Raw genomic sequence first — 13,503 nt, 5'->3', positions numbered from 1 at the left:
GCGCAAGGCCGCTCCTACAGGTTCACGCCCATATCTGGCAGTAGCAGGAGGTTCGGCATGAACGATGTGCTCTGGCGCCCCTCCACGGCGCAGATCGAGGCCAGCCGGATGGATGCCTTCCGCCGCTGGGTCAACCTGCGCTACAACCTGCAACTCGATGACTACCAGGCGCTGCACCGCTGGAGCATCGAGCAGCGCGCGGCTTTCTGGCACACCCTCGCCGACTATTTCCACGTTCACTGGCACACCCCGCCCAGCCAGGTGCTGCGCGAAGGTGCGCAGATGCCCGATGCCCAGTGGTTTGCCAACGCCACCCTGAATTTCGCCGAGCACCTGCTGCGCCGTCGCGACGACCGTCCTGCCGTGGTCGCCATACGCGAAGACGGTCAACGCCAGGTGTTCACTCATGCCCAGCTGGCCGCCCAGGTAGCCGGGCTACAGAACGCCCTCAAGGCTGCCGGCATCGTCCCTGGCGACCGGGTCGCCGCCATCATGCCCAATACCTGGCAGACCCTGGTCGCCATGCTGGCTTGCACCAGCCTTGGCGCTGTCTGGTCCAGCTCGTCACCCGAGTTCGGTGTGCATGGCATCATCGACCGGTTCGGCCAGATCGGGCCCAAGCTGCTGATCGCCTGCGCCGGCTACCAGTACGCCGGGAAAGACATTGACCAGGTGGACAAGGTCAACCAGGTGTGCGCGCAGTTGCCCGGCCTGCAACAGCTGGTCGTGGTACCGCATACCCGCAGCGGCACGCACGCCGCCGAGTTCCAGGCCGCCAGCGTCAGGCTGTGGGATGACTTCTACCAGCCCGGGGGCGAGCCGCGTTTCACCCCGCTGCCGTTCGACCATCCGCTGTATATCCTCTACTCCAGCGGTACCACCGGCGTGCCCAAGTGCATCGTCCACCGCGCCGGTGGCGTGCTGTTGCAGCACCTCAAGGAACACGGCCTGCACAACGACCTGAAGGCCGATGAGGTACTGTTCTACTACACCACGTGCGGCTGGATGATGTGGAACTGGCTGGCCAGCGGCCTGGCGCTGGGCGCTACGCTGGTGCTGTACGACGGCTCACCCTTGCACCCGGGGCCAGAGCGCCTGCTCGACCTGATCGACGCCGAGGGCATCCACGTCTTCGGCACCAGTGCCAAGTACCTGACGGCGCTGGAGCAGGCCGGCCTGGAGCCGGCGGCCAGCCACCGCCTGAGCGGCTTGCGGCTATTGCTGTCGACAGGCTCGCCGTTGTCGCCGCACAGCTACGACTACGTGTACTGCAAGTTCAAGGCCGACCTGTGCCTGGCCTCCATGTCCGGCGGCACCGACATAGTCTCCTGCTTCGTGTTGGGCAACCCGACCCTGCCGGTGCGCCGTGGCGAAATCCAGTGCAAGGGGCTGGGTATGGCAGTGGAGGTGTGGAACGAGCACGGTCAACCGGTGCAGGGCGAAAAAGGCGAGCTGGTGTGCACGCGCCATTTCCCCTGCATGCCATTGGGCTTCTGGCATGACCCGGACGGCCGCCGTTATCACGACGCTTATTTCAGCCAGTTCCCCGGCGTATGGGCCCAGGGCGATTACGCCGAACAGCGCGCCGAGGGCGGGCTGGTGATCCATGGCCGCTCCGATACCGTGCTCAACCCGGGTGGTGTGCGCATTGGCACGGCGGAGATCTACCGCCAGGTGGAAAAGGTCGAGCAGGTACTGGAAAGCGTGGCCATCGGCCAGGACTGGAACGGCGATGTACGGGTGGTGCTGTTCGTGCGCCTGCGCGATGGCCTGCACCTGGACGATGCCCTGCGCCAGCAGATCCGCCAGGTCATCCGCCAGTACACCACGCCGCGCCATGTGCCGGCAGTGATCGCCCAGGTCGATGACATTCCGCGGACCATCAGCGGCAAGGTGGTGGAGCTGGCGGTACGCAATGTGGTGCATGGCCTGCCGGTGAAGAACACCGACGCCCTGGCCAACCCCGAAGCGCTGGAGCAGTTTCGCGAGCGCAAGGAACTGCAGACATGATGTCTATCGCCGCTGCGACAGGCAATGCGCAATGGCTTCAGCGCGGGTGAGTCAGGCATAATGCGCACCTTTTTGCACCACGAAGCACAGGTATCGCCATGAAAGCCCAAGCCCGCCACATCCTGGTCAAGACCGCTGACGAAGCCGAAAAGCTCAAGCAGCGCATCGCCAATGGCGAGGCTTTCGATGTGCTCGCGAAAAAGTTCTCCATCTGCCCCTCGGGCAAGCGCGGCGGAGACCTGGGCGAGATTCGCCCCGGGCAGATGGTCGGCGCCATCGACCAGGTGATCTTCAAGAAGGCCCTGCGCGTGGTTCACGGGCCGATCAAGAGCAAGTTCGGCTACCACCTGGTGCAGACCTTCTATCGCGACTGATTGGGCGCTAGCGCCGCGCAGCCAGCAGGCCGAGGCCGGCGCAGCCCAGCAGGGAGGCGCTGACCCGGTTGAACAGCCGGCGCGGGCCAGGCTGGCTGAACCAGCGCTGCAGGTACGCGCCAAGCCCTGCGTAGATGGCGATGGCGGCCCACTCCAGCAGCAGGAACAACCCACCCAGCCAAAGAAACTGCTCGCCCACCGGGGTGGCGCTGCCGACCGAGACGAATTGCGGCAGGAAGGCGGTGAAGATCAAAATCGCTTTCGGGTTGCCGGCTGCCACCCAGAACTCCTGGCGGGCCAGGCGCCAGGTACCGCGCGGGTGGTCAGCGGCCACCAGCGCCTCGCCCACCGGCGCCCGCCACAGCTGCCAGGCAATGTAGAACAGGTACGCCGCGCCGAGCACCTTGATCGCCAGGAACAGGTATTCGCTGGTATGCAGCACCACCGCCAGGCCCATGGCGGCCAGGGCGATCATGCCGCTGAAGGCGACGATACGCCCGCCACCGGCCACGCAGGCCGTGCGCAGGCCATAGCGGCTGGCATTGTGCAGCGACAGCAGGTTGTTAGGCCCCGGGGCCATGTTCAAGGCAAAGCAGGCCGGGATGAACAGCAGCAGGCTCGAAAGATCCATGATTTTTCCCTCTGGCAATCAGTGCCTATTCCGGCGTCTGCGGGCCTGGCGGTCAAGTTACAGCCGGTGTAAAAAACTGTATGGGTGCGCAGTGCCTGATAAGCTGCAGGCCCTACCGAGGACTCCGTGATGCCGCGTACCCATGCCGCGTTGTGGCGCGACCCGGCCCTGCCGCATGTCGAGAGCCGCCGCGCCTGCCATAGCCGGGCCTGCTACAAGGCCCACAGCCACCCGACGTTTTCCATCGGTGCGGTGGATGCTGGTGTCAGCCATTTTACTGGCGCCGGCAACGGCCAGGAACGCCTGACGCCTGGTACGCTGGTCATGGTCCCGGCCCAGCGTGTGCATGCCTGCAATCCCGAACCCGGGCAGGCCTGGAGCTACCAGATGCTGCATGTAGCTGGCGACTGGCTGGCAGAATTGCGCCTGGAGTCGGCGCTGGGCGGCGCCGGCCCCGGTGAACCGGCACGTATCTGCCGGGACCCGGAGTTGTATCGGCAGTTCTGCGAGCTGAATCGCTTGCTGTTTTCCAGCGCCAGTAGTGCGCAGAAGGATGCCGCGCTGATTGCCTTCCTGGGTGACCTGGATGTTACCGCGCATCCACCGCTGGCGCCGGCACCGGCGCTGGGGGCGAGCGCCTTGAGTGGACTGCTCGCTCGCATCGAGGGCCTCGACCCTGCGCAGTTGAGCCTCGATGCACTGGCCCGCGAGTCGGGGTTTGGGCGTTACGCGTTGATCCGCGCCTTTCGCGCGGCCACCGGGTTTACCCCGCATGCCTACCTGCTCAATGCGCGGGTCAACCGTGGCCGCCAGCTGCTCGGTGAAGGCCAGGCGCTGGCAGAAGTGGCCTACCGGCTGGGTTTTGCCGACCAGAGCCATTTCCAGCGGGTGTTCAAGGCCTATGTGGGGGTGACGCCCGGGCAATACCGAGGGGGCTGAAGGCGCGCGTGGGCGGCACAGGCTGGCGGGCTTTGCAATATTGTTCAATACGCTGTGGACGCTAGAAGGCAGAGTCTGGCTTTTCCACCACCGCAGCCACCCCTCCATGCAGCAGTTCCTGATCATCGCCCTCGCCCACTTTCTCGCCCTGCTCTCCCCCGGGCCGGATTTCTTCCTGGTCGCACGCACCTCCATCAGCAGCGGCTGGCAGGTCGCCAGCGGCGCCTGCCTGGGTATCGCCCTGGCCAATGGCGCATTCATCGCCATGGCCTTCACTGGCCTGTCGGTGCTACAGGAAGGCAGCCCGCTGTTCAGCGCCCTGCAACTGGCCGGTGCCGGTTACCTGTTGTACATCGGCGTGCTGTTCCTGCGCCACGCCGGGCGCTCCGGGCTGGGCGGCGTCACGGCCAGCCAGGCTGTGGCAAGCTGGTGGCGGAGCCTGGGCATGGGCTTCCTGTCGGGCATTCTCAACCCGAAGAACGCGTTGTTCTATGCCAGCCTGGCCAGCATGGTCGCCAGCACCGGCGCCGGCTGGAAAGCGGCCTGCGCCCTGTGGCTGTTCAGCATCGTGCTGCTGTGGGACCTGCTGGTTGCCGTGGCCATCGGCAACCCAGTGGTGCTGCGGCGTTTCGCTCGCATCCTGCCGTGGCTGGAACGGGCCTCGGGGGTCATGCTGGTGGTATTGGCCTTGGCGCTGTTGCTGCACCTGGCGCAGCGCTGAGCAGTTGCAACGTGGCCAGGTCCATGAGGCTGAAATGGCCGCTGGCCCAGCCGCCGGTATCCAGGTGCCAGACATTACCCAGCTGTTTGGCCTGCAACACCGGGGTGTGGCCGACCAGCAAGGCCCGCAGGCCTTTCACCGGCCGGGTATCGCCTTCCTTGAGGCGCCGCCGCGACCACTGGCACACCTCCAGCATCTCGGGGTCGTCGTCCAGCTCCAGCCAGGTACGCAACACCTCCCAGTCGGCAAACGGACTGTCGGCATGCAGCAGGCCAACCAGGCCGCCGGCGGTTTCCACTTCGAGGGCAATGGGCAGTTGCTCGAAGCGTTCGACAAAACGCAATTGCTCGCCCGGCGGCAGGTCGAGAAACCAGCCACCACCCGCCGCACGATACATGTCCAGGTCGAGCCGCCCACCGCGCAGGCGGGTGATCGCCAGCGCTTCGTGGTTACCCTGCACAGCATGCAGCCAGGGCTGGGCCAGCCATTCCAGCGCAGCTTCACTGTTCGGCCCGCGGTCGACCAGGTCGCCGACGCTGAACAGGCGGTCCACCGCCGGGTCGAACCCCACCGCCTCCAGGCACGCCTGCAGGCGCTGGAAGTGGCCGTGGATATCACCCACTGCCAGGTCCCGTCCCCGCGTGTTGGCGGCTACCCGCCGAAACCGTTTCATGGCAATGTCCCTCTGCTGCTGCCGCCTTGCCGGAGTAAAATGGGGGCACGCCCGCGCCACTGCGCAGGTGCATCATGCATACCGTGCTCAGGTGTGCCATGCTCATGGCCCTGTCACTCCACAGCATGGCACACGCAGCCCCTGCCGCGCAGGTCGAAGTGCGCTTCGACCACCCGGAACAGTTCCGCGATGCCAGCCTCGGCAGCCACGGTCACGTACGTGGCGCCGATGCCTATGTAATGAAAACCCTGACCCGGTACTTGCAGAAGCTGGGCCGGCGCTACCTGCAACCGGGCCAGCGGCTGGCCATCGACATCCGCGATATCGACCTTGCCGGGCGCTTCGAGCCCTGGCACGGCCAGGCTTACGGTGTGCGCTTCATGCGTGATATTTCCTGGCCGACCATCGACCTCAGCTACACCCTCAGCCAAGCTGGCAAACCCGACCGGCAGGCCCGGGAGCGGGTCAGCGACAGGATGTACCTCAGCCGCCCAGGCCGGCTCACTGGCAGCGACGACCGCCTGTATGCCGAGAAAACCATGCTGGACGACTGGTTCCGCCAGCGTTTCGCCGCTCGTCCATCGTTCTGAAAATCCTTCACTGGAACAGGCGTTGGTAGCGGGAGTATGCTCGACTCTTCAAACTGCCAGGGATGGTTCTTCATGAAACTGTGCGCCGTGCAATCAAGGTCTTTCAAGGGCGATGTGCAAGCCAACCTGGAGCGCCACCTGGCCTGCATCGAGCAGGCCGCGGCCCTCGGTGCCGAACTGGTGGTGTTCCCGGAACTGTCGCTGACCGGTTATGAGCCAACCCTCGCCCGCCAGGCGGCCCTGCCAGTCAGCGCCGCACGGCTGGACCCGCTGCAGGCAGCCTGCGACCGGCTTGGCATCACCGTTGCCGTGGGCCTGCCGCTGCCGACCCCTGAAGGTATTCGCATCGGCATGCCGATCTTCAGCCCCGGTGTGCCGCGCCAGGCCTATGCCAAACGGCGCCTGCATGATGACGAGCTGCAGTACTTCACGCCAGGCGACCAGGCATTGCAGCTGCACTTGGGCGAACATCGCGTGGCGCCGGCGATCTGCTATGAATCGATGTTCATGGCACACGCGGTGGCAGCGCGCGAGCAGGGCGCCGACCTGTACCTGGTCAGCGTGGCGAAAACCGCAAAGGGCATCGACGAAGGTCATGCGCATTACGCCGAGGTCGCCCGCGAGCTGGGCATGCCGGTGTTGCTGGCCAACTGCGTGGGGCCGGCCGACACCTTCATCGCTGCCGGCGGCTCGGCGGCCTGGGACCGCCAGGGGCGCTTGCTGGCCAGGCTGGATGATCACGGCGAAGGGATGATCGTGTTCGACACCCGTAGCGCTGCAGCTATCGCTGTGTCCCTGTAGGGCCGCTCCCGGCATGATCTATCTGACTCTGGCAGTGCTGAGCTATGCCTGCATCTACTACCTGAGCGGTCTGCTCATCCAGGGCCAACTGGCTGATGTCGCCGAGGGCCTGCGCCACCGCCCCGATGCGCCGACACCCGGCGAGTACCTGCGCAGGGTCAGACCATACGCACGCCGAGCCCGGCGCCAGTACACCCTGCTGGCCGGCTCGATACTGGCCGTGCTGGCCTGCCTGGTCGCCAGCTGGTTCTGACAGGCTAGAAGTCCAGCGCCAGGCTTTGCCGGCCCTCCAGCGCCAACAGGTACTGCTTGGCCGCGAGGCCGCCGGCGAAGCCGGTCAGGCTGCCCGAAGCACCGATCACGCGGTGGCACGGGGCGATGATCGAGATCGGGTTGCGGCCATTGGCAGCACCTACCGCGCGCACCGCGGCAGGGTTGCCGATATGCCGGGCGATGTCGCTGTAGCTGCGGGTTTCGCCAAACGGTATCGCCAGCAGCGCGGCCCAGACCTGGCGCTGGAACGCAGTGCCGGCGAAATCCAGCGCCAGCTCGAAACGCTGGCGCTTGCCGGCGAAATACTCGCTGAGCTGGCGGGCGGTTTCCAGCAGCACCGGGCACCTGTCGTCGCGGTGCAGGGTGCCGAGGCGCACGCGGTTTTCCCGTTCCGTTTCCCACAATACGGCGGCCAGGCACTCGTTACGGGCCACCAGGGTCAAGGTGCCGACGGGTGACTGCATGAAAGTGAATGCGCTGGACATGGCTGGCTCCTGCGAGATTGCGTTGCGCCCACTGTACGCATGCACAACCTCGCCTGCATCCGCTTTCTTGCCCTCGCAATCAGGCAACCGGCCGGGCCTGTGCCGTCACTGTATCCAGCGTCTGGCGAATGCGCTTCTTGTCGAGCTTGCCCACGCTGGTCTTGGGGAGCTCTCCTACACAGCGTACGTGCCGAGGTATCGCCCACTTGTTCAACTGCCCGCGATCGACAAACGGCTGCAGGTACCCAGCCAGTGTGGCCTGGTCGAACTGCATGCCGTCACGGCAGACCACCAGCGCCAGCGGTTGCTCTCCCCAGTGCGGGTCCGGAATACCGACTACCGCTACCGACGCCACGGACGGGTGCTGGCTGATCAGGCTCTCCAGGGCCACCGAGCTGACCCACTCGCCGCCGGTCTTGATCACGTCCTTGATTCGGTCACGAATACGTACCACCCCCGCCGCATCGATGCAGGCCAGGTCTGCGGTGTGCATCCAGCCGCCCAGCCACAAGGCTGCGCCCTGCTCCGGTTCGTGCAGGTAGCCTTGGGTCAGCCATGGCGCGCGCACCACGATTTCACCCAGGCTTTCGCCGTCGTGGGGCACCTCCCTGCCCTCACTGTCGACGATGCACAGGTCCACCAGGGCAATCGGCACGCCGGCTTCGATACGCAGCGACAGTTGCTCGGCCATGGGCAATGCCAACTGCTCGGCGCTGAGGTGGGTGATGCTGAGCAGCGGACAGCTTTCCGACATGCCGTAGCCACAATGCACGCTGATGCCGCGCTCGCTGGCGCGCTGCGCCAGGCCCATGGTCAGGGCGCTGCCACCCAGCAGCATCTTCCAGCCCGCCAGGTCGACGCGCCGCCCCTCGTCGCAGTCCAGCATCATCTGCAGCACCGTGGGCACGCAGTGGGAAAAGGTCACGCCTTCCTCGCGGAACAGACGCACCAGCCGGTTGGGCTCGTAGCGCCCGGGGTAGACCTGCTTGATGCCCAGCGCCGTGGCGACATAGGGTATGCCCCAGGCATGCACGTGGAACATCGGGGTAATGGGCATGTACACGTCGCCCGTGCGCAGCAGCGGCGCTTCGCCACAAGCCGCCAGGGTGCCCTGCTCGACCAAGGTATGCAGCACCAGTTGCCGATGGCTGAAATACACACCCTTGGGGTTGCCGGTCGTGCCGCTGGTGTAGAACAGCGTGGCCAGTGAGTGCTCGTCGAAGTCGGCGAACTCGAACTGCGGCTCGGCAGCCGCCAACAACCCTTCGTACTCGCCCAGCAGCGGTACGCCCTGCGGTTCGGGGTCAGCGTCGCTGAGGCGGATGAAGCCCTCGACCGTCGGCAGGTCATCGCGTAACTGCGCCATCAATGGCAGGAAGTCGTCATGCACCAGTACCAGGCGGTCTTCGGCGTGGTTCATGGTGTAGCGCACCTGCTCGGCAGACAGCCTCACGTTCACCGTATGCAGCACCGCACCCAGCATCGGTACGGCGAAGAAACATTCCAGCGCACGGTGGCTGTCCCAGTCGAGCAAGGCCACGGTGTCGCCAGGCTTGACCCCGGCAGCGGTCAGTACATTGGCCAGGCGCTGGATACGTTCGAGCAACGTTGTGTAGCTGTAGCGCAGCTTGTCGGCGTAGACGATCTCCTGGTTGGGCTGGTAGCGCACGCCCGACAACAGCAGGCGCTTGATCAACAGCGGGTAGGCATAGGCCTGCTCGGCCGCCGGCATGATACGGGTGGGGACTCTGGTAGCCTTGTTCATAGCTGGCCGGCCTCGAGCAGGTACAGGCTGTCGCTGCCGGCCCTGACACTGGCGCTCAGCGAATGGATGCGCGGCAGCAGGCGTGCAAAGTAGAACCGCGCGGTGCCCAGCTTGCCATGGTGGAACGGCTCGGGCGCCGGGTGGCCCTGGCAGACCACGGCCATGCGTGCCCACAGGTAGGCATAGAAGGTGTAGCCAAACACGTGCAGGTACTCCACCGCCGCCGCACCCAGTTCGCGCGGGTTGTCCTGGGCGCGGTCGAGCAACCAGGCGGTCAGCTCGTCGAGATTGCGCACGGCCGCCAGCAGCGGTGCGCTGAACTCAGCACAGGCTGCGGGCAGCGCCTCGGCAAACGCGCCGATTTCGGCGGACACACTGCGATAAGCCTGGCCGCCATCGGCCAGCAGCTTGCGCCCCACCAGGTCGAGGGCCTGGATGCCGTTGGTGCCTTCGTAGATCTGGGTGATGCGGCAGTCGCGGATCAACTGCTCCTGGCCCCACTCACGGATGTAACCATGGCCGCCGAGCACCTGCTGGCCGTGCACGGTGGTCTCCAGCCCCATGTCGGTGAGGAACGCCTTGGCCAGCGGTGTGAGCAATGCCACCCTGGCCTCGGCACGGGCGCGCGCGGCGGCGTCTTCGCTGTACTTGGCCAGGTCCAGTTGCAGCGCCACATACGTGGAAAACGCCCGCCCGCCTTCGTTCAACGCTTTCATGGTCAGCAGCATGCGCCGTACGTCCGGGTGGACGACGATCGGGTCGGCACTTTGCGCCGGCGCTGCGGCGCCGTTCGGCGCGCGACCCTGCAAGCGGTCACGGGCGTAGGCGATGGCGCCCTGGTAGGAGCGTTCGCCCAGGGCCAGCCCCTGGATGCCTACGCCCAGACGCTCGTAGTTCATCATGGTGAACATGGCATTGAGGCCCTTGTTCGGCTCGCCGACCAGGTAGCCGATGGCATCGTCGAAGTTCATCACACAGGTGGCCGAGGCCTTGATGCCCATCTTGTGCTCGATCGAACCGCAACTCACCGCATTGGCTTCGCCCAGCGCACCGTCGGCGTCAACCAGTACCTTGGGTACCAGGAACAGCGAGATGCCCTTCGGCCCGGCGGGCGCACCCGGCAACCGCGCCAGCACCAGGTGGATGATGTTCTCGGTCAGGTCCTGTTCACCGCCGGTGATGAAAATCTTGGTTCCGGTTATGCAGTAGCGGCCATCGGCGCTTGGCTCGGCACGGGTGCGGATCAGCCCCAGGTCGGTACCGGCATGCGGCTCGGTAAGGCACATAGAACCCGTCCAGCGCCCTTGGTACATGGGCGGCAGGTACAGCGCCTTCAACGGTTCGCTGGCATGGTTGAGCAGCGCCAGGCAGGCTCCGGCGGTAAGCATCGGGTACAGGCCGAACGACAGGTTGGCGGCATTGAGCATTTCCTCGAGCTGTGCGCCGATCACTTTCGGCATGCCCATGCCGCCATATTCCGGGGCACCGGCAACGCCCACCCAGCCATCGGCAGCGAATGCCCGGTAGGCATCGGCGAAACCGTCAGGGGTATGTACCTGCCCGGCGTCCCAGCGGCAGCCTTGCTCGTCTCCCCTGCGGTTGAGCGGCGCCACCACCTCGGCAATCAGCCGGCCGGCCTGTTCGAGCACGGCCCGGGCAGTGTCGCCATCGACCTGCTCGGCCAGGGCGGGGGTCAGCGCCCACCAGGCCGGGATGTCGAACACTTCGTTGAACAGAAAATCCATGTCGCGCAGTGGTGGAAGGTAATCAGACATGAGGCGAGCACTCGGTTTCTTGGGTTTGCGGAAGCGGCGTGGTCTGGGCCTCGGCAGGCACCGAAGCGGCCAGGTCACGCAGGAGGAAGTGCGATAGCGCAGGGATCAGCACCAGCGCGCCGAGCATGTTCCACAGGAACATGAAGGTCAGCAGCAGGCCCATGTCGGCCTGGAACTTGATCGGCGACCAGGCCCAGCCGACCACCCCGGCCGCCAGGGTGATGCCGACCAGCCCCACCACCCGGCCAGTGAAGGCCACGGCTTTCTGGTAGGCCTGGGCCAGGCTCAGCCCGGCACGCTGGTAATGCAGCTGCACGCTGAGCAGGTACAGCGCGTAGTCCACGCCGATGCCAACGCCCAGGGCGATCACCGGCAAGGTGGCAACCTTGATGCCAATGCCCATGGCCACCATCAGCGCCTCGCACAACGCCGAGGTGAGCATCAGCGGCAGGATCGCCACCAACGTGGCCCGCCAGCTGCGGAAGGTGAACAGGCAGAACAGCGTGACAGCCAGGTAGACCAGCACCAGCATGCGATGGTTGGCCTCGCGCACCACGACATTGGTGGCCGCTTCGATACCGGCACTGCCGGCAGCCAGCAGGAACTGCTGCCCGGCGCTGCTGTTGGCCTGGGCAAAGCGCTCGGCCACGGCCGCCACCTTGGCCAGGGTGTCGGCGCGGTGGTCCTTGAGGTAGGCAATGACCGGCATCAGCGAGCAGTCGTTGTTGAACAGCTCCGGGGCATTGACCGAGGCCTGCTGGGCAGCGTAGTTGAGCACGTCCTGGTTGCGCTGCAGGCTGTTCAGGCGCGGGTTGCCTTCGTAGGTACCGGCAGTGATCTGGCGTACGGCGTTGGCCAGCGACACGGTAGTCTGCACCTCTGGCAATTGCTGCAGTTCCCAGGCCAGGCGGTCAGCCAGGATCAGCGTCTGGTATTGCAGGCAGCCTTCCGGGGCGGTCTTGACCATGACCGCGAAAGTGTCGCTGGACAGCGCGTAATGCTGGGTGATGTAGGCGTTGTCGCGGTTGTAGCGCGAATCCGCGCGCAACTCGGGTGCGCCACTGTCCAGGTCACCGACCTTCAGCTGCTGGCTGCCCCAGATACCGACTGCCCCCAGCGCCAGGGCTGCCAGCAATGCGGTGCTGGCCCATTTGCGTTCGGTGAGGCGATCGAGCAAGTCCCAAAGCCGACCGAAGCCTCGATGCCGCGCGGCACGGGCATCAATAGCCAGCGCTCGCTCGGCTGCCTTGCGGCCGACCCCGACATACGACAGCGCCACCGGCATCAACAGCAACGAGGTGAAGATCAACACCGCCACACCGATGCTCGCGGTGATGGCCAGGTCCTGGATCACCGGGATATCGATCAGCATCAATACGGCAAAGCCCACCGCATCGGCCAACAACGCAGTGACCCCGGCGGCGAACAGGCGGCGGAAGGTATAACGCGCAGCCACCTGACGGTGGGTGCCACGGCCAATGTCCTGGAGAATGCCGTTCATCTTCTGCGCGGCGTGCGACACTCCGATGGCGAAGATCAGGAACGGCACCAGGATCGAATACGGGTCGATGGCATAGCCCAGCCAGGCAACGAGGCCCAGCTGCCACACCACCGCGGTCAACGAACACAGCACCACCAGCAGCGTACTGCGCACGCAGCGGGTATAGGTGTAGATGATCGCCAGGCTGGTCAGCACTGCGAGGGCGAAGAACGCCATCACCTGAACCAGGCCGTCGATCAGGTCGCCCACCAGCTTGGCGAAGCCGATCACATGGATACGGTATTGGCCGCTGGCCTGGTACTGGCTGCGTAACTGTTCGAGCTTTTCCGAGAAGGCGTGGTAGTCGAGGCCTTTGCCCGTGGCCGAGTCCTGATCGAGCAACGGCACGATCAGCATGCTCGACTTGAAATCACGCGCCACCAGGCTCCCGACGATATTGGCGCGCTCGATGTTCTGCCGCAGTTGCTCGATATCGTCTGGCGCGCCGTGATAGCTGTCGGGCATCACCGGGCCGCCCTGGAAGCCCTCCTCGGTCACCTCGGTCCAGCGCACCGCCGGGCTCCACAGCGACTTCAACCAGGCCCGGTCCACGCCCTGGCTGAGGAACAGCTCGTCGTTGATGTGCCGCAGGGATTGCAGGTAACCCGGGTCGAAGATGTCGCCCTGGGTGTTCTCCACTACCACCCGCACGGCATTGCCCAGGCCACGCAGCGATGAGCGATGTTCCAGGTAGTTGTGAATGTAGGGGTGGCTTTGCGGCAGCATCTTGTCAAAGCTGGGGCGCAGCTCAAGACGGGTCAGCGCCATGTAGCCCAGCACCAGGGTGGCCAGCAGCATGCCCAGCACGAACGGCAGGCGGTGGTTGAACACCAGGCGCTCCAGGCCGTTGCCCGAGTGCGCGTCAAAATCGTCGAGGTTGCGGATTACCGGTAGGGTGTCTTGGCGGGTAGCGGCCATCGGGGTCT

Annotated in this window: 13 protein-coding genes; 7 read left to right on the top strand and 6 right to left on the bottom strand. The window is 65.5% G+C overall.

Going from position 1 to position 13,503, the window contains the following annotated elements; translation table 11 throughout:
- Nucleotides 1–57 precede the first annotated feature (57 nt).
- Together B4L76_RS13905 and B4L76_RS13900 are read left to right on the top strand one after the other, a co-directional pair.
- Nucleotides 58–2,010, top strand: a complete 1,953-nt coding sequence (locus B4L76_RS13905) for an acetoacetate--CoA ligase (protein ID WP_296233268.1) — start codon at nt 58–60, stop codon at nt 2,008–2,010.
- A 98-nt stretch (nt 2,011–2,108) separates the two neighbouring features.
- Nucleotides 2,109–2,384: a peptidylprolyl isomerase gene (locus B4L76_RS13900; protein ID WP_296233266.1), complete on the top strand. Its 276-nt coding sequence runs from the start codon at nt 2,109–2,111 to the stop codon at nt 2,382–2,384.
- Nucleotides 2,385–2,391: 7 nt separating this feature from the next.
- On the opposite strand, the gene B4L76_RS13895 is transcribed toward B4L76_RS13900, so the two are convergent.
- On the bottom strand, nt 2,392–3,015 hold the full coding sequence (locus tag B4L76_RS13895) for a LysE family translocator (RefSeq protein ID WP_296233265.1): 624 nt from the start codon (nt 3,013–3,015) through the stop codon (nt 2,392–2,394).
- Nucleotides 3,016–3,144: 129 nt separating this feature from the next.
- Here B4L76_RS13895 and B4L76_RS13890 point away from each other — a divergent pair, with 129 nt between their 5' ends.
- A complete protein-coding gene (locus tag B4L76_RS13890; RefSeq protein WP_296233263.1) occupies nt 3,145–3,954 on the top strand; it encodes a helix-turn-helix transcriptional regulator in 810 nt (269 codons plus the stop codon).
- A 106-nt stretch (nt 3,955–4,060) separates the two neighbouring features.
- Nucleotides 4,061–4,675: a LysE family translocator gene (locus B4L76_RS13885; RefSeq protein WP_296233261.1), complete on the top strand. Its 615-nt coding sequence runs from the start codon at nt 4,061–4,063 to the stop codon at nt 4,673–4,675.
- On the opposite strand, the gene B4L76_RS13880 is transcribed toward B4L76_RS13885, so the two are convergent.
- On the bottom strand, nt 4,623–5,348 hold the full coding sequence (locus tag B4L76_RS13880) for a metallophosphoesterase (RefSeq protein WP_296233260.1): 726 nt from the start codon (nt 5,346–5,348) through the stop codon (nt 4,623–4,625). The genes B4L76_RS13885 and B4L76_RS13880 overlap by 53 nt on opposite strands.
- A gap of 74 nt (nt 5,349–5,422) precedes the next feature.
- Here B4L76_RS13880 and B4L76_RS13875 point away from each other — a divergent pair, with 74 nt between their 5' ends.
- The 3 genes from B4L76_RS13875 to B4L76_RS13865 all read left to right on the top strand — a co-directional run bounded on the left by B4L76_RS13875 (nt 5,423) and on the right by B4L76_RS13865 (nt 6,992).
- Nucleotides 5,423–5,938, top strand: coding sequence for a DUF3016 domain-containing protein (locus B4L76_RS13875; protein WP_296233259.1), 516 nt, complete (start codon nt 5,423–5,425; stop codon nt 5,936–5,938).
- Between the two features lie 72 nt (nt 5,939–6,010).
- Nucleotides 6,011–6,739 carry a carbon-nitrogen hydrolase family protein gene (locus tag B4L76_RS13870; RefSeq protein ID WP_296233258.1) on the top strand — a complete coding sequence of 243 codons (729 nt, stop codon included), beginning with the start codon at nt 6,011–6,013 and terminating at the stop codon, nt 6,737–6,739.
- A 13-nt stretch (nt 6,740–6,752) separates the two neighbouring features.
- Nucleotides 6,753–6,992 (top strand): hypothetical protein, encoded by a 240-nt coding sequence (locus B4L76_RS13865; protein ID WP_296233257.1) that lies wholly within the window; start codon nt 6,753–6,755, stop codon nt 6,990–6,992.
- Between the two features lie 4 nt (nt 6,993–6,996).
- Here B4L76_RS13865 and B4L76_RS13860 read toward each other — a convergent pair whose 3' ends face one another.
- The 4 genes from B4L76_RS13860 to B4L76_RS13845 form a co-directional block, all read right to left on the bottom strand.
- The gene (locus tag B4L76_RS13860) at nt 6,997–7,497 is read right to left on the bottom strand and encodes a methylated-DNA--[protein]-cysteine S-methyltransferase (RefSeq protein WP_296233256.1); all 501 of its coding nucleotides are present in this window, start codon (nt 7,495–7,497) and stop codon (nt 6,997–6,999) included.
- Between the two features lie 79 nt (nt 7,498–7,576).
- Entirely contained in the window at nt 7,577–9,262 is a 1,686-nt protein-coding gene (locus B4L76_RS13855; RefSeq protein ID WP_296233254.1) for a fatty acid--CoA ligase, read from the bottom strand.
- Nucleotides 9,259–11,037, bottom strand: a complete 1,779-nt coding sequence (locus B4L76_RS13850; RefSeq protein WP_296233252.1) for an acyl-CoA dehydrogenase C-terminal domain-containing protein — start codon at nt 11,035–11,037, stop codon at nt 9,259–9,261. Before B4L76_RS13850 ends, B4L76_RS13855 begins: the two co-directional genes overlap by 4 nt.
- Nucleotides 11,030–13,495, bottom strand: a complete 2,466-nt coding sequence (locus B4L76_RS13845; RefSeq protein WP_296233250.1) for an efflux RND transporter permease subunit — start codon at nt 13,493–13,495, stop codon at nt 11,030–11,032. The genes B4L76_RS13850 and B4L76_RS13845 overlap by 8 nt, the downstream gene beginning before the upstream one ends.
- Nucleotides 13,496–13,503: the final 8 nt, after the last annotated feature.

It is taken from the genome of Pseudomonas sp. UBA4617, from assembly GCF_002386445.1.
In the GTDB taxonomy this organism is placed as follows: domain Bacteria; phylum Pseudomonadota; class Gammaproteobacteria; order Pseudomonadales; family Pseudomonadaceae; genus Aquipseudomonas.
This window is presented reverse-complemented; position numbering and strand designations above follow the sequence as displayed.